The sequence below is a fragment of the Aromatoleum evansii genome, assembly GCF_012910805.1.
GTDB classification, from domain to species: Bacteria; Pseudomonadota; Gammaproteobacteria; order Burkholderiales; family Rhodocyclaceae; genus Aromatoleum; species Aromatoleum evansii.
Map to the genome: position 1 here is coordinate 59227 of NZ_WTVK01000026.1, position 20688 is coordinate 79914.

Consider the following 20688-nt stretch of genomic DNA (forward strand, 5'->3'; position numbering starts at 1 on the left):
CCTTCAAGCGGTTATGCAGAAAAAGGGAATTTTTGTAATTCCAATCTAGTCAGCATCGGCTCGGGGTGCCCGCTCGAATCGCGTGGAATTGATCTGGCTCAATAAATCCCGCGATGCACAAATGGTTATTCGGCGCGCAGTGCCGCGACCGCATCGAGGCGCGCGGCACGGATCGCGGGAAGCACGCCGGCGAGGAGTCCGATCACCACCGCGAGCCCCTCCGCGATGACGACGAAATGCCAGGGCGTATGGACCGGGAGGGCCGGCAGGATCAGTCCGACGAGCCGAGCGGAGCCCGCCCCGGCAATCAGCCCGAGCACGCCGCCGATGGCGGCGAGGGCGACCGCCTCGGCGAGGAAGAGGCCCAGGATGGTCGCCCGTCGCGCGCCGATCGCGACGAGCAGCCCGATCTCGTTGGTGCGCTCGGTGACGGCGATGGTCATGATCGTGACGATGCCCACTGCGCCGACGAGCAGCGAAATGCCACCCAGCGCGCCGACCGCGGCGGTGAGGATGTCGAGGATGTTGGACAGGCGCGCGAGCATGTCTTCCTGCGTCGTGAGCGTGACGTCGTCCTGGCCGTGGCGGGCGACGAGCACCTTCCGTATTCCGGGCGCGACGAGCGACGCGGGAAGCGCTTCGTCGTAGGTGACGTTGATCTCCATCAGCCCTTCGCGGTTATAGAGCGAGAGCGCGCGCGAGGTCGGGATGTAGGCCGTGTCATCGAGGTCGACACCGAGGAACTGGCCCTTTTCCTCCATGACGCCGATCACGCGGTAGCGTTCGCCGCCGATGCGCAGGCGCTCGCCCAGCGCGTTGGCGTTGCCGAAGAGTTCGTACTTCAGCTTGGCGCCGAGCACGACGAAGGCGCGCGCGCCGTTCGGGTCGTCGGGCGGGAGGAAGCGCCCGACGCGCGCATGCATCGAGAAGATGCGATGCATTTCCGGGCCGACGCCATACACGCTCGTGCGACGCACGCGGCCCGCGCCTTCGACATCCGAATTGCCCCACACGATCGGGGTTACGCCCGTGACGTGCGGCACGCGTTCGAGCGCGAGCGCGTCGTCGAGGGTGAGCTGGCGGGCCGTGCTCGGCAGGCCGGGCGGTCCGCCGCGTGTGCCTTGCCGGCCCGGCGTGATCTCGATGATGTTGGTGCCGAATTGCGTGAACTCGTTGAGCACGAAGCGGTGCAGGCCCTCGCCGATGGAGGTCAGCAGGATCACCGCGGCGATGCCGACGCCGATACCCAGCAGGGTCAGGAAGCTGCGCAGGCGGTGGGCGAGCAGCGAGCGCAGCGCGAGTTGGATGAAATCGCGCAGGCTCATCGGCGGGACAGGGCCTGCACGGGGTCGAGGCGTGCCGCGCGCCGGGCGGGCATCACGCCGAACAGGATGCCGGTCGCGAGCGCGGTGCCGATGCCGGCGAACACCGCCCAGTCGGGCGGCCACGCGGGCAGGACCGGGAAGGCGAGGCGCAGCGCCCATGCGCCGAGATGCCCCAGCGCGAAGCCGGCGAGCGCACCCGCGAGCGACAGCAGTGCGGCCTCGGTGAGGAAGGCGAGGCGGATGTTGCGTCCGGTGGCACCGAGTGCCTTGAGCAGGCCGATCTCTGCGGTGCGCTGCGTCACCGCGACCAGCATCACGTTCATGACGAGGATGCCGGCCACCGCGAGGCTGATCGCCGCAATGCCCGCGACCGCCATCGTCAGCGCGCCGAGGATGCGGTCGAAGGTGCCGAGCACCGCGTCCTGCGTGATCAGCGTGACGTCGAGTTCGCCTTCGCGGCGCAGGCGCATGATGTCCTCGAGTTGCTGCTTCGCCGGCCCGATCGCCTCGCGGCTGCGCGCCTCGACGATGATGCGGAAGAGGTTGTTGGTGTTGAACATCGCCTGCGCGGTCGCGACCGGTACGAACACCAGTTCGTCGGTGTTCATGCCCAGGCCCTGCCCGGTCTTGTCGAGCACGCCGATCACGCGCAGGCGCCGGTCGCCGACGCGCACGATGCGGCCGATCGCCGGCTCGTTGCCGAAGATCTCGGCGCGGAGCTTGGTGCCGAGGACGGCGACCGCCGAGGCGCGGCCGAGGTCCTCGCGTGGCAGGAAGCTGCCTTCGGCCATGCGGAAGGCGCGGATGTCGACGTAGTCGCCGCTGGTGCCCACGACCATCGCCTCGCGCAACCGTCCGCCCCAGGCGATCTCGGAGTTGCCCACCGACAGCGGCGCCATGCGGGTGACCAGCGGGGCGCGCAGGAGGGCTTCGGCGTCGCGCACCGTGAGGTCGCGCGGTGTGCTCGTGATGATGTTGCCGAGGCCGAGCCCGCCCGTGGCGGTGCGGCCGGGCAGCACGATCACGAGGTTGCTGCCGAGGGCCGAGAATTCATTCACGACGTAGCGTCGCGCGCCGTCGCCGAGCGCCGTGAGCACGACGACCGCTGCCACGCCGATCGACATCGCCAGCACCATCAGCGCGGTGCGCAGCGGATAACCGGTGGCGGCGCGAGTGGCGAAACGCAGCGTGTCGGCGGGTGTCATCAGGCCTCCCGCCGGGCCGCCCCAAGGGAGGCCTGCGCCCCCTTGGGGGGCAGCGAGTAACACGAGCGTGGGGGGCGTCTCATCTCAGGCCTCCCGCCGGGCTGCCCCAAGGGAGGCCTGCGTCCCCTATTGGGGGCAGCGGGTAACGCGAGCGTGATAGTGGTTTCATCTCATGCGGGGGCCGGCTCGCGCACGTCCTGCAGCAGGCGCCCGTCTTCCATCAACAGGCGCCGGCGGGCGCGTCCGCCCATGACAGGGTCGTGGGTGACGACGATCAGCGTCACCCCGGACGCGTTCAATTCTTCCAGCAGATGCGTGACGTCCTGGCCGGTCGAACGGTCGAGGTTGCCGGTCGGCTCGTCGGCGAGGATCACCGCCGGGCGCATGATGGTCGCGCGGGCGATCGCGACGCGCTGGCGCTGGCCGCCCGAGAGCTCGTCGGGGCGGTGGCTCGCGCGGGTTTCGAGTCCGAAGTCCTTCAGCGCCTGCGCCACGCGCGCATGGCGTTCGGCGGGAGCGATGCCGGCAAGCATCAGCGGCAGCGCGATGTTCTCGGCGGCCGTGAGGCGCGGCACCAGATGGAAGCTCTGGAACACGAAGCCGATGCGCGTACGGCGCACCTCCGCCTGCTCGTCCGGCGACAGCGTCGTGACGTCGCGGCCTTCGAGGTGGTAGGTGCCTGCGTTGGGGCGATCGAGCAGGCCCAGCAGGTTCAGCAGCGTCGACTTGCCCGAACCCGACGGGCCCATCACGGCGACGTATTCCCCGCGCTCGATCGACACGCTCAGTTCATGCAGTGCATGGACCTCGCTGTCGCCGAGCTTGAAGACGCGCTCGATGCCCGAGAGTTCGATCTGCGCCATCGCCGCCCTCAGCGCGAGGCCCCGGCCCCGTTTTCCGGCCGTACGCGGGCGCCGTCCTTCACGCCTTCGCGTTCGAGCGAAGCGGCGATGCGGTCGCCTTCGGCGAGGCCTTCGAGCACCTCGGTGAATTCCCAGTTCGAGACGCCGGCCTTGATCACGCGCTCCTCGAGCAGGCCGTCATCGGCGCGGTAAAGCAGCACGCGATTACCCTCGCGCAGCGTGGAGGTCGGCACGCGCAGCGTGTTCTCGCGTACGGCCAGCACGATCTCGGCGTCCGCGCTGTAGCCGACGAGCAGCCCCTTGGCGTCCTCGGGGTTCACGAAGTCGATGTCGACCTCGACCGTCCGCGCCTGTTTCTCCACGGCCGTGATGTAGGGCGCGATGCGTTTTACACGTGCGTCGAAAACCTTGCCCGGCATGGCGTCGAGCGTCACGCGTGTGGGTTGGCCGGGATGGATCTTCGGCGCGTCGATCTCGTCCATCGGCGCCTTCACATAGAGACAGCTGTCGTCGATGAGGTCGATCGCAGGCGGCGTCGGCACGCCCGGTGGGGACGGCGTCGAGTATTCGCCCAGCTCCCCGGTGATCTTCGCGACGGTGCCGGCAAACGGCGCGATCAGCACCGTGCGCTGGCGGTCGGTGGATGTCGCGGCGATCTGCGCCTCGGCCGTGCGCGTGTCGGCGCGGGCGGTTTCGCAGGCGGCGCGGCGCGCCCGCGCCTCGGTGCGCGCCTGCTCGACGCGTGAGGTGGAGACGAACCTGCGCTGGAACAGATCCTCCTGGCGCGCAGCCTCGCGCTCGGCATTGTCGGCCTGCGAGCAGGCTTCCTGCACGCGCTTGCGCGCGGTCTCGAGCTGGGCGCGATTGACCGTGAGGCGCGCCTCCTGGTCGTCGTTCCACAGGCGCAGCAGCACCTGCCCGGCCTGCACGCGGTCGCCTTCCTTGACGCCGAGGTAGTCGATGCGCCCGCCGATGATGGTCGACAGTTTCGTGCGCTGGCAGGCTTCGATCTCGCCCGCGCGCGTGTTCGACAGCGTCGCCTCGACCGTGCCGCGGGCGACCTCGACGAGCCGCACGGCGATCGGCTTCGGCCGGGTGAACCACCAGATCCCCCCGCCGATCAGGGCGAGGACGACGAAGACGATCAGGCTGCGTCGGACGAAGGGTTTCATGAGGCTCCTGCGTGGTTTCCAAACGGCATGTCCAGGTCGATGATCCGCCCTTCGTCCGGGACGCGCAACCGCGCAGGGCGCCTTGCTTCCTCAGCTCCTGGCCTTGGCCCAGGAGTCCTTCAGCGTCACGGTGCGGTTGAACACCGGCGCGCCAGCCTGCGAATCCACGCGGTCGGCGACGAAGTAGCCGTGGCGTTCGAACTGGAAGCGCTCCTCCGGTGCGGCATTGCGCAGCGCCGGTTCCAGCACCGCGCGGATGGTGCGTTTGGAATCATAGTTGAGGTCGTCGATGAAGCTGCGTTCGAAATCCTCGGGGTCGCCCTCGCGGCGGTTGCCGGGGTAGGGGTGGGCAAACAGTCGGTCGTAGAGGCGCACTTCGGCCTCGTAGCCGTGTGCGGCCGACACCCAGTGCAGGTTGCCCTTCACCTTGACGCTGTCGGCGCCCGGCGTGCCCGACCTGGTATCCGGCAGGTATTCGCACAGCACGGCGGTCACGTTGCCGTCGGCGTCCTTCTCGCAGCCCGTGCATTTCACGACGTAACCGTAGCGCAGGCGCGCCATGTTGCCCGGGTAGAGGCGATGGAAGCCCTTGACGGGCGTTTCCATGAAATCCTCGCGCTCGATCCACAGCTCGCGCGAGAACGGCATCTCGCGCTTGCCGAGTTCGGGCTTGAGCGGATGGTTCGGCGCCTCGCACAACTCGCTCTGGCCTTCGGGGTAGTTCGTCATCACGAGTTTGAGCGGATCGAGCACCGCAACACGGCGCTCGGCAGCCTCGTTGAGGTCCTCGCGCATGCATTCCTCGAGCACGCTGAAGTCGATCCAGGTGTCCGACTTGGTCACGCCGATGCGTTCCGCAAACAGGCGGAAGCCCCCGGCCGTGAAGCCGCGGCGGCGTGCGCCCACCAGCGTCGGCAGGCGCGGGTCGTCCCAGCCGGCGACGTGGCCTTCCTCTACGAGCTGGATCAGCTTGCGCTTCGAGAGCACCACGTAGGTCAGGTTGAGGCGGGCGAACTCGATCTGCTGCGGCAACGGGCGGGGGAAGAAGCCGCCCGTCGCGAGCGCATCCAGCAGCCAGTCGTAGAAGGGGCGCTGATCCTCGAACTCCAGCGTGCAGATCGAGTGCGTGATGCCCTCGATCGCGTCCTCGATCGGATGCGCGAAGGTGTACATCGGGTAGATGCACCACTTGTCGCCGGCGCGGTGGTGGTGCGCCTTGCGGATGCGGTAGATCGCCGGGTCGCGCAGGTTGATGTTGGGCGAGGCCATGTCGATCTTCGCCCGCAGCACATGCTCGCCGTCGGCGAACTCGCCCGCGCGCATGCGGCGGAAGAGGTCGAGGTTCTCCTCGACGCTGCGGCCGCGGTAGGGACTCTCGCGCCCCGGTTCGGTCAGCGTGCCGCGGTAGGCGCGCATCTCCTCGGCGGAGAGCGACTCCACGTAGGCCTTGCCGGCCGTGATGAGGTACTCGGCGCAGGCGTACATCCTGTCGAAATAGTCGGACGCGAAGTACAGGTGCTTATCCCAGTCGAAGCCCAGCCAGCTCACCGCCTCCACGATGGAGTCGACGTACTCCTGCTCCTCCTTCTCAGGGTTCGTGTCGTCGAAGCGCAGGTGGCACACGCCGGCGTAGCTTTGCGCGAGGCCGAAGTTCAGGCAGATCGATTTGGCGTGGCCGTAGTGCAGGTAGCCGTTGGGCTCGGGCGGGAATCGGGTCTCGACCCGCCCGCCCCATTTGCCGCTCCGGAGGTCCTCGTCGATGATGTTGCGGATGAAATTGCTCGCCGGTGCGGCAGCGGCGGCACCGGATTTCGGAGTGTCGGACACGGGGAGAAGCCTCGGTTCTAAGGGCGAAAATTACACGAATCGGCAATTTTAGCGCGTCGGCGCCCGGAATGAGCCCCCGGCGCGGGCCGGGGCATCGGGTGCGGGCCGTGCTGGGCTAGAATTCCATCCGATTGCCATTCACTGGACGACTCATGCATTTCAGCCGAACCGGCCTGCGCGGGGCGCGCCCGATGTCAGGAAGCGCCCTTGTCTGCACGGGAGCCGGGCGATGAGCGCGCCGCTGGCGACCCTGCCCGCATTCGCGGCGATCGGTATCGGCGCCGCACTCGGCGCGTGGCTGCGCTGGGGATTGGGCCTGCTGCTCAACCCGCTCTTCCTGGTGGTTCCGCTCGGCACGCTCTGCGCCAATCTGCTCGGCGGCCTGCTGATGGGCGCCGCGCTGGCGTGGATCCACGCGGTGCCGGAGATGTCGCCGACCCTGCGCCTGCTGCTCACCACCGGCTTCCTAGGCGGACTCACGACCTTCTCGACCTTCTCCGCGGAAGGCCTGCACCTCGTGCAGCGCGGCGAATGGGCTTGGCTCGCGCTGCACACGCTACTGCACGTGCTGGGATCGCTTACGATGGCCTGGGCGGGCTACGCGGCATTCAACGCGTGGCGCGGCTGAGGAGGGGGCTTCTGCCAGTTGGGCGAGCGCGCCGGGATACTGGAATTTGTGAATGCTGATGCCATTATCGTCGCGTTGTCCCCCCCGCCCGCGTGACACTTGCCGTGCTGCGCAGAATCTGGAGTCACGCATGTTTCATTGTGCATTCGCTCTCTATGCGGTGGACGGCCGGATCGACGACGAGACATTTTGCAACGAGCTCGCAAGAGGAAACTTCCGGCTTCACCCGAAAGGCAGGCTCGGGAGGAGCGAGGGATGCATCGTGGTCGAGCGCGAACAGGATTACATCCTTCTTCGCAGCATCCTGCGCAGTGCGCAGCCTCAGAAGGTCCAAGGGCGGCAGCTCAAGGCATATGGAACGCTGGTGGTTCGGTGATGACGCTCCTGTCTGTCGTTCGCATCGCGCTTTGTCTTGGGCTGACTTATTTTTTTGCGCGGACCTGGTTTGCCTCCGCTTGGTCCGAGGCCGCCTGGACCTGGCTCAATGCGCGAATCCGGCGCGGGCAGGATCCGTCATTTGTCTCCGACCTGGAGCTGATCGTGGTTGTCGCAACCTCGGTTCTTCTCGCCTGGCTATGTGTATAGAGTGTCTCGCGGGCGTGGTTGAAAGGGCGGGAAGCGCGAAATACCTGAACGGAAGATCGGCGGGGCGTCAATTTCGATGCCGTGACGCTCAGTCGCCAGCATGTAGCGCATCGAGCCAATCAACGGCGCCCAGCCCTGCAGCCCTTCCGGTGGCGAAGCAGGCCGTGAGCAGATAACCGCCGGTCGGTGCCTCCCAGTCGAGCATCTCGCCGCAGCAGAACACGCCGGGGAGCGCGCGCAGCATCAGGCGGTCGTCGAGCGCCTCGAACAGCACCCCGCCCGCGCTGCTGATCGCCTCGTCGAGCGGGCGCGCCGCGGCCAGCACGATCGGCAGGGCCTTGATCACGGCGGCGAGGCGGTTTGCGTCGGCAAGGACGTCCTTCGTCGTGCATTCGCGCAGCAGGCCCGCCTTCACGCCCTCGATCCCGGCCTTGCTCTGCAGGTGGCTCGCCATCGAGCGCGCGCCGCGCGGCCGCGCGAGATCCGTCGCGAGGCGCTCAAGGCTGCGACCGGGCGCGAGGTCGAGGTGCAGCGTCGCCGAACCGGTGGCCTCTATCGTGTCGCGCAGCGGCGCCGACAGCGCGTAGATCATCCCGCCCTCGATGCCGCTGGCCGAGATCATGCACTCGCCTGCGCGTTCGTGCGTCTGCCCGCGGGCGTCCGTGATGTGGGCCGCAACCGATTTCACCGGCGCGCCGGCGAAGCGTTCGCGAAAATGCGCGCTCCAGCCGGCTGCCGTGTTGCCGGCGAGGAGGCCGACGTCGAAACCGCAGTTTGCCGGTTTCAGCGGGGCAAGCTCCACGCCGCGTTGCGCGAGCCATGGCATCCAGGCGCCGTCCGAGCCGAGCTTTGCCCAACTGCCGCCGCCCAGCGCGAGGATCAACGCGTCGGCCGCAATGAGGCATTCCCCTTCGGGCGTCGCGAAGCGCAGGCCGCGCGTCGGATCCTTGTCCCCGCCGCGCGCGTCATCCCAGCCGAGCCAGCGATGCCGCACGTGCAGGCGCACCCCCGCCTGCCGCAGGCGGTGCAGCCAGGCACGCAGCAGTGGCGCGGCCTTCATCTCCTTGGGAAAGACGCGGCCGGAGCTGCCGACGAAGGTCTCGATGCCGAGTTTCGCCGCCCAGGTGCGCAATGCGGCGGCGCCGAAACGCTCCAGCAGGGGCGCGAGCTCGGCCTGTCGTTCGCGGTAGCGGGTGACGAAGGCTGCCGACGGCTCGGCATGGGTGAGGTTCAGCCCGCCGATCCCCGCGAGCAGGAACTTGCGCCCCGGCGAAGGCATCGCGTCGTAGACGTCGACGGTGCAGCCGCGCGCCGCGGCCGTTTCCGCCGCCATCAGCCCGGCCGGGCCGGCGCCGATTACCGCGACCCGCGGTGCCGTCCTGTCGCTCATCGTGCAATCTCCTGCCAGGCTGAGAGCTTCCGTGCATACGACCAGCTCGCGTTCGCCGGACTCGTTGATGGCAGCCGCGTGCAGGCGATCGTCGCGCCGAGCGCAGGCGCGACGTGCCGCCGGAACAGCGTCGCGGCCGCAGTGCCGTTGAGGAATACGCGCGCGATCTCCGGATGCGCGGCGAAGAAGGTCGCGAAATCGTTCACCTCCATCGACGCGGGTTCGATGTCCGTATCCAGGCTGCCCCGGCGCCGGCACGCGCCGAGAACGTCCCACAGCGCGTAGCCGCACTCGGCGAAGCGCCGCGTGCGCTCCGCATACGGCAGGGCGGCGTCGATGCCCAGTACCGCGCACACGATGGGCCAGAAGCCGTTGCGCGGATGGGCGTAGTACTGACCGGCGGCAAGCGAGGCCGCCCCCGGCATGCTGCCCAGGATCAGGGTGTGCGCATGGGGCAGGGCGATCGGCGGGAATCCTTCAAGTCGGGACATCGGGCTGCGCGTGGCGGGAGACGGCACGCACGGTACCGAGCCGCGCCCGCTCCCGCAAGACGTGCATGCGGAAGGATCGTTTGCCGCGGCGGCCGGTCGAATGTTTGTCCCATCGGAGGAGACAAGGAGGTCGCAATGAATACGCACAACTTGCCCAAGATGCTTTACTCGTACTCGGAGGGCTGGCAGGACCTGATCCAGGTCCATCCGACCGTCGCGAAGATCTTCACGATGTACGTGATGCCGATGTCCCTGATCCCGCCGGCGATGTTCCTGTACTCGATGTTCGCCACGCCGGGCGCGGTGTTCCCGGAGCTGGTGCCGCACATCAGCGTCGCCGAGGCACTCGCCGCCGCAGTGGCGTTCTATGTCGCGGAACTGGCGATGGTCGCGCTGATGGCATCCATCATCCAGCAGATGGGCGACGTCGTGGATGCAAAGCCGCCGTACTCCGAGTCCTTCATCCTCGCCGCGGTTGCGCCGACTCCGTTGTGGCTCTCCGCGCTGGCGCTGTTCATCCCCTCCGCCTGGGTGGCCGGGATCGCCGTCGCGGCTGCGTGGGTCGCCTCGGCGGCGCTCATCTATCACGGCGTCTATCCGCTCTTCAAGCTCGAGGACACGAGCAAGTCCCGCCTGATGGGCTCCTTCGTGCTCACGGCGGGCGTGATCGCCTGGGGCGCGTTGCTGGTCGTGCTCGCGCTCGCGATGAGCATGATCGTCGGGCTGCGCTGAACGCATGCCTGCCGCGCCGGATGCCGCGAGGCGTCCGGCGCCCGTTCTGTTGCCCTGCGCCGCCCTTATGACGACGGTGGTGGTGCGGGGTGTTACCATCATGTCATTTGATGAGGCGCATGAGGTCGCATCCTGCGGCCGCGACCGTCGGTCGGGCGCGTGTGACGAATCCTCGGGGACATGATGGCAGAGGCAAGCTATACGCTGGTGTTTCAAGGCGGCATCCTGGACGGCTTCGAGCGCGAACAGGTGATGCAGCGTTTCGGGCAACTATTCCGCGTGTCGGCAGAAGACGTCGAGAAGATCTTCGGTCATCCGCGCGTCGTGCTCAAGCGCAACCTCGATCGCGCGGCTGCGGACGCATTCCTCGGCCGGCTTGCCGGCATCGGCATGGTGGTCCGACTCGACGAGGTACAGCCCGCGACGCCCGACCCGCTGCCGGTCATGCGGACATCCGACGCAGAAGTGACGCGTGAGGCGCCGCTTCCGGCGAGCGTCGCGCCACAGCCGACGGCGACTTCGCAGCAGAGCGGCGCGTCCGATCTGCGTGCTGCGACTGCGTCCATTGTCCCGACGCCCCTGGTCTCCTCCGCCGCCCGCGACAACGATCAGCCGCGCGAGCTGCCTTTCGAGTTTTCCGGCAACGGCTTCGAGTTCTTTCGCATCTGGATCGTCAACCTCGTCCTCAGCATCGTCACGCTGGGGATCTATTCGGCCTGGGCCAAGGTACGCACGCAGCGCTACTTTTACGGCAATACGCGCTGCGAGGGCGCGAGCTTCGCGTATCTGGCCGAACCGCTGAGCATCCTCAAGGGCCGCCTGATCGCCTTCGCGCTGGTCCTCGTCTACATCCTTGCAGACGGCTTCGTTCCCCTGCTTCGTATCGTCGTGACCCTGGTCTTCCTCGCGATCTTCCCCTGGATCATGGTGCGCGGGCTCGCCTTCCGGAACCACAACTCCGCCTGGCGCGGCGTGCGTTTCGGCTTCGATGGTCGCCTCGGCGAGGCTTATCGCGTGTTCCTGCTGTGGCCGATCGCCGGAGCGATCACGCTCGGCCTGCTCCTGCCCTACGCGGCGTATCGACAGCAGCAGTTCATCATCGGCAGGAGCCGCTACGGTGTCGAACCGCTCCGGTTCGAGGCGCGGGCCGGCGCGTTCTACATGATCGCCTTGGCCGTCATCGGCATCGGCGTGGGCGGCTTCCTGCTCTCCATGCTGGCGGGTGCGGTGTTCCCGCCGCTGGGCCTTGTGGCGATGCCTGCCGCGTATCTGGCGATCTTCGCGGTGTCCAACGTGATGATCACCAATCTCCGCTACAACAACACGGCGCTCGGCGCACATCTCCTGCAGGCGAACTACCGCTTCGGCTCCTACGCAATGCTGATGCTCACCAACACGCTGGCGCTCGGCCTGACCTTCGGCCTGTTCTATCCCTGGGCCAAGGTCCGCAGTGCCCGCTACGCCGCCGAGCACATCTCGCTGGTGGCCGACGGCGACCTCGACGCCTTCGCTGCCGTGCAGCGCGAACAGGTGTCCGCCGCCGGCGGGGAGATCGGCGACCTGTTCGACGTGGACCTGGGCATCTGATGCGGCTCGAGGGGCACTTCTTCGACGGCCACAGCTCGCGCAGCCATCCGGCGAGCGTGGCGGTCGCGAACGGCCTTCTGCGGGTCGAGGGCGCGGCGGGCGAAACACTGCATCCCGCCTGCGAACTCGATGGCGTCGAGTTCTCGTCCCGGGTCGGCAATACGCCGCGCTTTATTCGTTTTCCGGGCGGCGCCAGCTTCGAGACTGCCGATAACGACGCGGTCGACCGGCTCCTCGCGCGCCGTGCGCCCGCGAACGGGCTCGCGCATCGGCTGGAGTCGAAGCTGCGTTATGCCCTCGTCGGGCTGGCGTTTACCGTCGTGTTCGTCTGGGCCTGCGTGCAGTGGGGCGTCCCGGCGCTGGCGCGCGTCGCGGCGCATGCGCTGCCCGTCGAGCTCAATGCGCACGCCGAGACCGTCGTGCTCGAACTCCTCGACCGCCAACTCCTCAAGCCAAGCCGCCTGCCCGCGCAGGAGCAGACCCGCCTGCAGGCCGTCTTTGCTCCGTTCGTGGGGGACGGCCGCCCCGTTCGGATCCTGTTCCGCGATGCCGCAGGCACCATCGGCGCCAACGCGCTGGCGCTCCCCGCGGGCACCATCATCTTCACCGACCAGTTCATCCAGCGTGCACAGCACGACGAGGAGCTCATCGGCGTGCTTGCCCACGAGATCGGCCACGTCGCGCACCGCCACGCAATGCGCGCCTCGCTGCAGGCCTCCTTCCTGGGCCTGCTCTCGACCCTCGTCGTCGGCGACATTTCGTCCGTATCCTCGGCGGTCACCGCGCTGCCGCTGATGCTCACGCAGATGGGCTACTCGCGCGATTTCGAGCGAGAAGCCGATCGCCACGCGGTCGACACGTTGCGCAGTCATGGAATCAACCCGCAGCGCCTCGTCGACATCCTGCAGCGGGTCGATCCGGACGCGGACGAGAAGCGGGGCTACCTTTCGACCCACCCGCCGACGCCCGAACGCGTGCGCCTGATCCTGTCCGCCGCGGGGGAATGAGCGGTGCGGATGGGGCTGGGCGCGCGAGTGATGCCCCATCCGCCCGTTCTGGCATAATCTGCGCGACTTTCCCGATGTGACCCGCCGCCCGGCGGGCAATGAACGACCGCCTGCGACTGTTGGGGCATGGCGGTCCCGCCGACGACCCCGAACGTGACTGCTACCGACTCCCGGCCCCGCGATGAGCGCCGGCGCGACGACTTTTTCGACTGCCTGAGCGCCGACCGCCCGCGCCTGCGTCGCCTCGCGCGCGACCTCGGCCGCCTCCAGGGGGCGAAACGCGAGCGTGTGCAAGCCGATCTCGACGCGCTGCGCGCCCGTTCGCGCGCCAAACTCGGCGAACGCCAGGCCCGCCTGCCCAGACCCGACTTTCCGGCCGAGCTGCCCGTCACGCAAAAGCGCGACGAGATCGCCGCCGCGATCGCCGCCCACCAGGTCGTCATCGTCTGCGGCGAGACCGGCTCCGGCAAGACCACCCAGCTCCCCAAGATCTGCCTCGCGCTCGGCCGCGGCGCCGCCGGCCTCATCGGCCACACCCAGCCGCGGCGGCTGGCCGCCCGCGCCACCGCCACCCGCATCGCGCAGGAACTGAAGAGCGAACTCGGCCAGGCCGTCGGCTACAAGATCCGGTTCACCGACCGCCTCAGCGAGTCGAGCTGCATCAAGCTCATGACCGACGGCATCCTGCTCGCGGAGACGCAGGGAGACCCCTCGCTCGCCGCCTACGACACGCTGATCATCGACGAGGCCCACGAGCGCAGTCTCAACATCGACTTCCTGCTCGGCTACCTCAGGACCCTGCTGCCGCGCCGCCCCGACCTCAAAGTCATCGTCACCTCCGCGACGCTCGACGCCGACCGCTTCGCGCGCCATTTCGCGAGCGCCGACGGCAAGCCCGCGCCGGTGATCGAAGTCTCCGGCCGCCTCTATCCGATCGAGCTGCGCTACCGCCCCGTCGAATCGGACGACGAACCCGCCCCGGAATCCCGCCGCTCCGGCCCTGACCGCCGCAAGGATCGCGACCTCTACGACGCCATCGTCGACGCCGTCGACGAAGCCCACCGCAGCGGCCCCGGCGACACCCTCGTGTTCCTGCCCGGCGAGCGCGAAATCCGCGAGGCCGCCGAGGCGTTGAGGAAGGCCCACCACGCCGCCGGCACGGAAATCCTGCCCCTCTACGCGCGCCAGTCGGCGCAGGAGCAGACGCGCGTCTTCGCCCCCGGCAAGGGCCGCCGCGTCGTTCTCGCGACCAACGTCGCCGAGACCTCGCTCACGGTTCCCGGCATCCGCTACGTCGTCGACACCGGCCTCGCGCGCGTCAAACGCTACTCGCACCGCAACAAGGTCGAGCAGCTGCAGGTCGAGAAGATCGCCCAGTCGGCCGCCAAGCAGCGCGCCGGGCGCTGCGGCCGCGTCATGGACGGCATCTGCTTCCGCCTCTACGACGAGGACGAGCTCGGCAAGCGCCCCGCGCACACCGACCCCGAGATCCTGCGCTCCTCGCTCGCCGGCGTGATCCTGCGCATGAAGTCGCTGCGTCTCGGTGCCGTCGAGGACTTCCCCTTCATCGACGCCCCGCTGCCGCGCATGATCGCCGATGGCTACCAGCTCCTCACCGAGCTCGGTGCCGTCACCGATGACGACGCACGCGAGCTCACGCCCACTGGCGTCGAGCTCGCCAGGCTCCCGCTGGACCCCAAGATCGGTCGCATGATCCTCGCCGCGCGCGACCGTGGCTGCCTTGCCGAAGTCCTCGTCATCGCCGCAGCGCTGTCGACACAGGACCCGCGCGAGCGCAACCCCGCGAGCCCCGGCGCCGCCGACCAGGCGCACGCCAAGTTCCGCGGCGGCGATCAGGACCAGCGCTCGGAGTTCCTGTGGTACTGGAACCTGTGGAAGGCGTGGAGCGAAGTGCTGCGCCACGAGACCGGCAGCAAGCAGAAGGCGTGGGCCAAGCAGCACCACCTCTCCTACATGCGCCTGCGCGAATGGCGCGACGTGCACACCCAGCTCCACACCCTGTGCACCGAACATGGCTGGAAGGAGAATGACAAGCCCGCGCAGTACGACGCCCTCCACAAGGCGCTGCTGGCGGGGCTCCTCGGTCACGTCGGCTGCAAGATCGAGGACGCCAGCGGCCCGCAGGCCGACAGCTACCTCGGCGCGCGCGGCATCAAGTTCTGGCCGCACCCCGGCTCCGCGCTCGCGAAGAAGGCCGGCAAATGGATCGTCGGCGCCGAACTCGTCGACACCTCGCGCCTCTTCGGCCGCTGCCTCGCGAAGATCGAGCCCGAATGGCTGGAGGAAGTGGGTGCCCACCTCATCAAGCGCCAGGTCTATGAGCCGCACTGGTCCAAGACCACCGGTGCTGTGCGCGCCTGGGAGCGCGGCACGCTGCACGGCCTCGTCCTCTACGCGCGGCGTGGCGTCGGCTACCGCGACACCGACCCACGGTTGTGCCGCGAACTCTTCATCCGCGAAGGCCTCGTCCAGGGCGAGATCGCCGAAGGGCCGGCGCGCGGCATGGCTTTCCTGCAGCACAACCGCCGCCTCGTCGCCGAGATCGAACGCCTCGAACACAAGTCGCGTCGCCCCGACGTCCTCGTCGACGAGGAGCTGATCCACGCCTTCTACGATGCCAAGCTCCCGGCGGATGTCCTCGACGTCCCGGGCTTCGAAGCCTGGCGCAAACAGGCCGAAAAGGCCGAGCCCAAGCTCCTGTACCTCTCGCGCGACCAGCTCATGCGCCACGAGGCCGAAGGCATCACCACCGACCGCTTCCCCGCGACCTTCGAAGTCCTCGGCCAGAAGCTCAAGCTTGTCTACCTGCACCAGCCCGGCGAACCCGACGACGGCGTCACGCTTACCGTCCCGCTCGCGATGCTCAACCAGATCCCCGCGCACCGCTGCGAATGGCTTGTGCCGGGCCTGCTCGAGGAAAAGGTCGCCGCGCTGCTGCGCACCGTCCCGCAGAAGCACCGCCACCGCCTGCAGCCGATCGGCGAAAGCGCCGCCGCCTTCCTGGAGCTCTTCGACGCCGGCGAATGGAATACCGACGAACCCCTCCTGCGCGCACTGCAGCGCTTCGTCGAGGACCGCGTGTCGCTCAAGCTGCCGATGGAATCCTTCCGCGCGGAAAACCTCAATCCGCACTGCTTCATGAACTTCCGCGTGATCGACGAGCACGGCCGCGTGCTCGGCCAGTCGCGCAACCTCGCCGAACTGCGCACGCGGCTGCGCGACCAGGTCGCCGAACGCTTCCGCGGCGCGCGCATCACGCTGCCCGAGGCCGTCGCGCCCAGGGCTGCCGCCCCGAAAGCCGCCGCCCCGTCATCGCCCGTGCCGCCGGCCAAAGGGCAGGGCGCCCCGGCCAAGGCCGCGCCCGAATCCTCGCCCGCATCGCTCGGTGGCTTCACCGCGTGGACCTTCGGCGCGCTGCCCGAACTCCTCGAAGTGAAGGTCGCGGGGCGCGAGATCATCGGCTTCCCCGCGCTGCACGACGACGGCGATAGTGTCTCGCTGCGCCCCTACGACACCCCGGAAGAAGCCGCCAGAATCCACCGCAAGGGTCTCGCACGTCTCTTCGCGCTCACGCTCAAGGATCAGGTGCGTGCGGTCGAACGCCTGCCCGGCCTGCGCGACCTCGCGCTCGCCTTCATCCCCTTCGGCACCGAGGCCGAGCTCAAGGCCCAACTCGTCGCCGCCACCCTCGCGCGCACCTGCCTGCTCGATCCGCTCCCCGTCGATGCCGCGAGCTTCGAGCAGCGCTGCAGCGAGGCCAAGCCGCGCATCACGCTGATCGCGCAGGAGTTCATGCGCCTCGCGACGACATTGATCGCCGAACACTCCGCGCTGCAGAAGCGCCTCACCGGCATGAAAGGCTTCCCCGAAGTCGCCGCCGACATCCAGTCCCAGGTCCGCGAGCTGATGCCCAAGGATTTTCTCGTCGCGTATCCCTGGGAACGCCTGGCCCACTTCCCGCGCTACATCAAGGCCGCGGGCGTGCGTCTCGACAAGCTGCGCAACAACCCCGCGCGCGACGCTCAACTGCTGGCCGAATGGCGCAGTCTCGCCCAGCCCTTCGAACGTGAGCGTCTCGCCAAGCGCAAGGCCGGCGTTGACGACCCCGCGCTGGAAGAATTCCGCTGGCTCCTCGAAGAGCTGCGCGTCGGCCTCTTTGCCCAGGAACTGAAGACCCCCATGCCGATGTCGGTCAAGCGCCTGCAAAAAATCTGGGACGCCCGCCCCCGATAGACGACTCCTCGAGATCGCGCACACGCAAGGGTGTCCGGGTGGGCTGGTCGGGGCTGTCGAGAGCGCCGGATCGGGATGCGTCGCGGAGGAAACAAGGCGCGGCATGTCTGAGCCGGCGCAGCCGGCGAGTTTGCCGCGCCGCCTCCGCGGCGCATTCCGATCCGGGAAGCCGAAGGCCGCGAACGCCTGCCCTGGCCAGTTCGCCCGGACTCCCGGATTAGCAGCACGGCAACCAACGCACGCCATTAAACATCGCCCTTTGATCCGTCAAGCTTTTCCTGTTATTCTTCCCGGCTTTCCCTTGCTCCACCGGTTCGCATGCCGGGGAGCTGTCATCAACCGCAAGGAGTCTCCATGCGACATTACGAAGTTGTATTCATCGTCCACCCGGACCAGTCGGAACAGGTCCCGGCGATGATCGAGCGCTACAAGTCGATCGTCACCGCCCGCGAAGGCAAGATCCACCGCCTCGAAGACTGGGGCCGCCGCCAGATGGCCTATCCGATCCAGAAGGTGCACAAGGCCCACTACGTGCTCATGAACATCGAGTGCGACGGCGAAGCCCTCGGCGAACTCGAGCACTCGTTCAAGTTCAACGATGCCGTCCTGCGCCACCTCGTCGTCAAGATGAAGGGCGCCGTGACCACCCCGTCGCCGATGATGAAGGAAGAGAAGTCCCGCTCGCTGACCGCCGCGCCCGCCGCGGAAGAAGCGAAGTCCGAGGCCGAATCCGCCTGAGGTGACTGACGAGGGAATCAACCAGCTGCACCTCGACGCCCGGATCGCTGAACTCCAGCCCCTGCGTCGAACCCCGGCAGGAGTGCCGATCGCCGCTTGCGGCCTCGCGCATGAATCGAAACAACTGGAAGCGGGACTGAGCCGCGACGTTTCGGTGGAACTGCAGGCGGTTGCAGTCGGTGAGCTGGCTAGTGTGCTGGCCAGTGCATCCCCCGGCATGAGGATAAGGGTCGCCGGATTTCTCGCCGCGAAAAGCCTTCGCAGCCGAAGCCCGGTACTGCACCTGAGCAAGATCGAATTTCTGGAAGGAAACGAAAATGGCTTTCAACAAGAAGTTTGCAAAGAAAAAGGATGACCGCGGCAATCGCGGCCTGTTCAAGCGTCGCAAGTTCTGCCGCTTCACCGCGGAAAAGATCGAGGAAGTCGACTACAAGGACGTCGATATCCTGAAGGACTTCATCACCGAAAACAGCAAGATCATGCCGGCCCGCATCACCGGCACCAAGGCCGGCTACCAGCGTCAGCTGTCGACCGCGATCAAGCGCGCGCGCTTCCTCGCCCTGCTGCCTTACACCGATCTGCACAAGTAATCAGGAGAGATCGGACATGCAAATCATTCTGCTCGAAAAAGTCGCCAACCTCGGCACCCTCGGCGACGTCGTCAAGGTCAAGGACGGCTACGCCCGCAACTTCCTGATCCCGCAAGGCAAGGCCAAGCGTGCGACCCAGGCCAACATGGCCGAATTCGAAGCCAAGCGCGCCGAACTCGAGAAGGCCCAAGCCGAGAAGCTCGGCGAGGCCCAGGCTGTCGCCACCAAGCTCGAAGGCCTGATGCTGCAGATCGCCCGCAAGGCCGGGATGGACGGTCGCCTGTTCGGCTCCGTCACCAACATCGACATCGCCGAAGCGCTGGAAGGTCAGGGCTTCAAGGTCGAGCGTAGCGCGATCCGCATGCCGGAAGGCCCGATCAAGGCCATCGGCGACGTGCAGATCGATATCGCCCTGCACCACGACGTCGTCGTTCCGGTCACCGTTTCCGTGCTCGGCGAACAGTAATCCGCCAGCGGTAACGCGATCCGGAAGGGGCTGCCTCGGCAGCCCCTTTCCTTTTTCAGAAGCGCCTGCCGCTTCGGTAGAATTCCGTTCTCGCTCCCCAGGAAGACCGCCTCCGATGGCCACTCAAAAGCGCCGCTTTGCCGAGAACTCCGGCGACCCCGCGATCTCGGCAATCAAGCTACCGCCGCACTCGCTCGAAGCCGAGCAATCCCTCATCGGCGGCATCCTGCTCGACAATCAGGCCTGGGAGCGCGTCGCCGATCTCGCCAGCGAAGCCGACTTCTATCGCGACGACCACCGGCGCATCTTCCGCCACATCAGCAAGCTGCTCGACCTCGGCAAGCCCGCCGACGTCGTCACCGTCTTCGAGTCGCTCGAGAAGAACGGCGAATCCGAGCAGGCGGGCGGCCTCGCCTATCTCGCGGAGATCGCCAACAGCACCCCGTCCGCGGCCAACATCCGCCGCTACGCCGAGATCGTCCGCGAGCGCGCCATCCTGCGCAAGCTCGTCACCGTCGGCGACGAGATCGCCGCGTCCGCGCTGAGTGCCACAGGCCGCGACGCCAAGACCCTGCTCGACGAAGCCGAAGCCAAGGTGTTCGAGATTGCCGAATCCACGGCGCGCACCACCACCGGCTTCGTCTCGATCCAGCCCATCCTCAAGCAGGTCGTCGACCGCGTGCAGGACCTCTACGACCGCGACAACCCGTCCGAGGTCACCGGCGTGCCGACCGGCCTCGTCGATCTCGACGACAAGACCTCCGGCCTGCAGCCCTCCGACATGATCATCGTCGCCGGCCGTCCCGCGATGGGCAAGACCACCTTCGCGCTCAACGTCGCCGAACACGTCGCCGTCGACTGCAAGCTTCCAGTAGCCATCTTCTCGATGGAAATGCCGGGTACGCAGCTCGCCACCCGCTTCATCTCCTCAGTCGGCCGTATCGATCAGGGCAAGATCCGCACGGGCCGGCTCGGCGACGAGGATTGGCAGCGCCTCACGATGGCGATGGGCAAGCTCTACGACGCCCCGCTCTTCATCGACGAAACGCCCGGCCTCAACCCTATCGACCTACGCGCCCGCGCACGCCGCCTCGCGCGCCAGTGCGGCAAGCTCGGTCTCATCGTCATCGACTACCTGCAGCTCATGGTCGGCAGCAAGGACAGCGACAATCGCGCATCCGAACTCTCCGAGATCTCGCGCTCGATCAAGTCGCTCGCGAAGGAGCTGCACGTTCCGATCATCGCGCTGTCCCAGTTGAACCGGAGTCTCGAGCAGCGCCCGAACAAGCGCCCCGTGATGTCCGACCTGCGCGAATCCGGCGCCATCGAGCAGGACGCGGACATCATCATGTTCATCTACCGCGACGAGGTCTATAACCCGGATTCGCCGGACAAGGGCTCCGCGGAACTGATTATCGGCAAGCATCGTAATGGTCCGACCGGCACCGTCCGCATGACCTTCATCGGCGAATGCACACGATTCGAGAATTACGCCGGCGGCTCGGGTTTTTATCAGAGCGAATAAATTTCCGGATTTCTTTCGGAAAGCGCTTGACGGTTCAATTGAGCTCTATATAATTCGCGCCTCTTCAGCGCTGCAGCGGTTTCGAGGCGGCGGTGGGGAGCAGGAAAGAGAGGGTGGTGCGGTAGCGGTGTAAAAAATAAATCGCTGCGGTGCTTGACGAAGTGAAGTAAGTTTGTCAGAATCTCTTTCTCGCTGCTTCGGCAGCGGTTCTTTAAAAAATTGGACAACCGATAAGTGTGAGTGCTTGGTTGGCGCGACCGAGACTGCTTCGGCAGTTTTAATGTTGCAAAGATTGAGTGCTCA

At 67.3% G+C, this 20688-nt stretch carries 19 protein-coding genes; 11 read left to right on the top strand and 8 right to left on the bottom strand.

Translation table 11 applies throughout. The features are described from left to right. Positions 1–125 precede the first annotated feature (125 nt). The 5 genes from GO615_RS14620 to GO615_RS14640 all read right to left on the bottom strand — a co-directional run bounded on the left by GO615_RS14620 (position 126) and on the right by GO615_RS14640 (position 6392). Positions 126–1325, bottom strand: coding sequence for an ABC transporter permease (locus GO615_RS14620; RefSeq protein WP_169129287.1), 1200 nt, complete (start codon positions 1323–1325; stop codon positions 126–128). After that, positions 1322–2530, bottom strand: coding sequence for an ABC transporter permease (locus GO615_RS14625; RefSeq protein ID WP_169129289.1), 1209 nt, complete (start codon positions 2528–2530; stop codon positions 1322–1324). Before GO615_RS14625 ends, GO615_RS14620 begins: the two co-directional genes overlap by 4 nt. Positions 2531–2700: 170 nt before the next feature. After that, positions 2701–3393 (bottom strand): ABC transporter ATP-binding protein, encoded by a 693-nt coding sequence (locus tag GO615_RS14630; RefSeq protein WP_169129291.1) that lies wholly within the window; start codon positions 3391–3393, stop codon positions 2701–2703. 8 nt (positions 3394–3401) lie between these two features. Further along, complete coding sequence (locus GO615_RS14635; protein ID WP_169129293.1) at positions 3402–4565, bottom strand: efflux RND transporter periplasmic adaptor subunit; 1164 nt, start codon at positions 4563–4565, stop codon at positions 3402–3404. Positions 4566–4655: 90 nt separating this feature from the next. Beyond that, a complete protein-coding gene (locus GO615_RS14640) occupies positions 4656–6392 on the bottom strand; it encodes a glutamine--tRNA ligase/YqeY domain fusion protein (protein WP_169129296.1) in 1737 nt (578 codons plus the stop codon). 229 nt (positions 6393–6621) lie between these two features. Here GO615_RS14640 and crcB point away from each other — a divergent pair, with 229 nt between their 5' ends. Together crcB and GO615_RS14650 are read left to right on the top strand one after the other, a co-directional pair. Next, positions 6622–7020, top strand: a complete 399-nt coding sequence (crcB, locus tag GO615_RS14645; protein WP_169129298.1) for a fluoride efflux transporter CrcB — start codon at positions 6622–6624, stop codon at positions 7018–7020. A 130-nt stretch (positions 7021–7150) separates the two neighbouring features. Then, on the top strand, positions 7151–7396 hold the full coding sequence (locus tag GO615_RS14650; protein WP_169129300.1) for a tlde1 domain-containing protein: 246 nt from the start codon (positions 7151–7153) through the stop codon (positions 7394–7396). Between the two features lie 297 nt (positions 7397–7693). Here the strand turns inward: GO615_RS14650 and GO615_RS14655 are convergent, their stop codons facing one another. Next, positions 7694–8995, bottom strand: coding sequence for a TIGR03862 family flavoprotein (locus GO615_RS14655; RefSeq protein WP_169129302.1), 1302 nt, complete (start codon positions 8993–8995; stop codon positions 7694–7696). Further along, the gene (locus tag GO615_RS14660) at positions 8992–9486 is read right to left on the bottom strand and encodes a DNA-deoxyinosine glycosylase (RefSeq protein WP_169129304.1); all 495 of its coding nucleotides are present in this window, start codon (positions 9484–9486) and stop codon (positions 8992–8994) included. The genes GO615_RS14655 and GO615_RS14660 overlap by 4 nt, the downstream gene beginning before the upstream one ends. Before the next feature lie 135 nt (positions 9487–9621). On the opposite strand from GO615_RS14660, the gene GO615_RS14665 reads away from it, so the two are divergent. From GO615_RS14665 to dnaB, 9 genes are all read left to right on the top strand, one after another. Beyond that, positions 9622–10218: a Yip1 family protein gene (locus GO615_RS14665; protein ID WP_169129306.1), complete on the top strand. Its 597-nt coding sequence runs from the start codon at positions 9622–9624 to the stop codon at positions 10216–10218. Between the two features lie 180 nt (positions 10219–10398). Continuing rightward, positions 10399–11805 carry a YjgN family protein gene (locus tag GO615_RS14670; protein ID WP_246262295.1) on the top strand — a complete coding sequence of 469 codons (1407 nt, stop codon included), beginning with the start codon at positions 10399–10401 and terminating at the stop codon, positions 11803–11805. After that, positions 11805–12812: a M48 family metallopeptidase gene (locus GO615_RS14675; protein ID WP_169129308.1), complete on the top strand. Its 1008-nt coding sequence runs from the start codon at positions 11805–11807 to the stop codon at positions 12810–12812. Before GO615_RS14670 ends, GO615_RS14675 begins: the two co-directional genes overlap by 1 nt. Positions 12813–12965: 153 nt before the next feature. Then, entirely contained in the window at positions 12966–17066 is a 4101-nt protein-coding gene (gene hrpA, locus GO615_RS14680) for an ATP-dependent RNA helicase HrpA (protein ID WP_339380037.1), read from the top strand. 354 nt (positions 17067–17420) lie between these two features. Beyond that, complete coding sequence (gene rpsF, locus GO615_RS14685) at positions 17421–17804, top strand: 30S ribosomal protein S6 (RefSeq protein WP_169129310.1); 384 nt, start codon at positions 17421–17423, stop codon at positions 17802–17804. Position 17805: 1 nt separating this feature from the next. Then, positions 17806–18159, top strand: coding sequence for a primosomal replication protein N (priB, locus tag GO615_RS14690; protein ID WP_169129312.1), 354 nt, complete (start codon positions 17806–17808; stop codon positions 18157–18159). After that, positions 18122–18394, top strand: a complete 273-nt coding sequence (gene rpsR, locus GO615_RS14695) for a 30S ribosomal protein S18 (protein ID WP_169129314.1) — start codon at positions 18122–18124, stop codon at positions 18392–18394. The genes priB and rpsR overlap by 38 nt, the downstream gene beginning before the upstream one ends. Positions 18395–18410: 16 nt before the next feature. Further along, positions 18411–18860 carry a 50S ribosomal protein L9 gene (gene rplI, locus GO615_RS14700; protein ID WP_169129316.1) on the top strand — a complete coding sequence of 150 codons (450 nt, stop codon included), beginning with the start codon at positions 18411–18413 and terminating at the stop codon, positions 18858–18860. A 115-nt stretch (positions 18861–18975) separates the two neighbouring features. After that, a complete protein-coding gene (gene dnaB, locus GO615_RS14705; RefSeq protein ID WP_169129318.1) occupies positions 18976–20385 on the top strand; it encodes a replicative DNA helicase in 1410 nt (469 codons plus the stop codon). On the opposite strand, the gene GO615_RS28645 is transcribed toward dnaB, so the two are convergent. Continuing rightward, positions 20373–20688, bottom strand: a 316-nt coding sequence (locus GO615_RS28645) for a hypothetical protein (RefSeq protein ID WP_211167123.1), incomplete at its 5' end; no start/stop codon positions are given. The genes dnaB and GO615_RS28645 overlap by 13 nt on opposite strands.

What these genes read in the sequence shown, in the direction of transcription:
- GO615_RS14620 (WP_169129287.1), bottom strand. Translation starts at nt 1,325, where the DNA reads ATGAGCCTGCGCGATTTCATCCAACTCGCGCTGCGCTCGCTGCTCGCC.
- GO615_RS14625 (WP_169129289.1), bottom strand. Translation starts at nt 2,530, where the DNA reads ATGACACCCGCCGACACGCTGCGTTTCGCCACTCGCGCCGCCACCGGT.
- GO615_RS14630 (WP_169129291.1), bottom strand. Translation starts at nt 3,393, where the DNA reads ATGGCGCAGATCGAACTCTCGGGCATCGAGCGCGTCTTCAAGCTCGGC.
- GO615_RS14635 (WP_169129293.1), bottom strand. Translation starts at nt 4,565, where the DNA reads ATGAAACCCTTCGTCCGACGCAGCCTGATCGTCTTCGTCGTCCTCGCC.
- crcB (WP_169129298.1), top strand. Translation starts at nt 6,622, where the DNA reads ATGAGCGCGCCGCTGGCGACCCTGCCCGCATTCGCGGCGATCGGTATC.
- GO615_RS14650 (WP_169129300.1), top strand. Translation starts at nt 7,151, where the DNA reads ATGTTTCATTGTGCATTCGCTCTCTATGCGGTGGACGGCCGGATCGAC.
- GO615_RS14655 (WP_169129302.1), bottom strand. Translation starts at nt 8,995, where the DNA reads ATGAGCGACAGGACGGCACCGCGGGTCGCGGTAATCGGCGCCGGCCCG.
- GO615_RS14660 (WP_169129304.1), bottom strand. Translation starts at nt 9,486, where the DNA reads ATGTCCCGACTTGAAGGATTCCCGCCGATCGCCCTGCCCCATGCGCAC.
- GO615_RS14665 (WP_169129306.1), top strand. Translation starts at nt 9,622, where the DNA reads ATGAATACGCACAACTTGCCCAAGATGCTTTACTCGTACTCGGAGGGC.
- GO615_RS14670 (WP_246262295.1), top strand. Translation starts at nt 10,399, where the DNA reads ATGATGGCAGAGGCAAGCTATACGCTGGTGTTTCAAGGCGGCATCCTG.
- GO615_RS14675 (WP_169129308.1), top strand. Translation starts at nt 11,805, where the DNA reads ATGCGGCTCGAGGGGCACTTCTTCGACGGCCACAGCTCGCGCAGCCAT.
- rpsF (WP_169129310.1), top strand. Translation starts at nt 17,421, where the DNA reads ATGCGACATTACGAAGTTGTATTCATCGTCCACCCGGACCAGTCGGAA.
- rpsR (WP_169129314.1), top strand. Translation starts at nt 18,122, where the DNA reads ATGGCTTTCAACAAGAAGTTTGCAAAGAAAAAGGATGACCGCGGCAAT.
- rplI (WP_169129316.1), top strand. Translation starts at nt 18,411, where the DNA reads ATGCAAATCATTCTGCTCGAAAAAGTCGCCAACCTCGGCACCCTCGGC.
- dnaB (WP_169129318.1), top strand. Translation starts at nt 18,976, where the DNA reads ATGGCCACTCAAAAGCGCCGCTTTGCCGAGAACTCCGGCGACCCCGCG.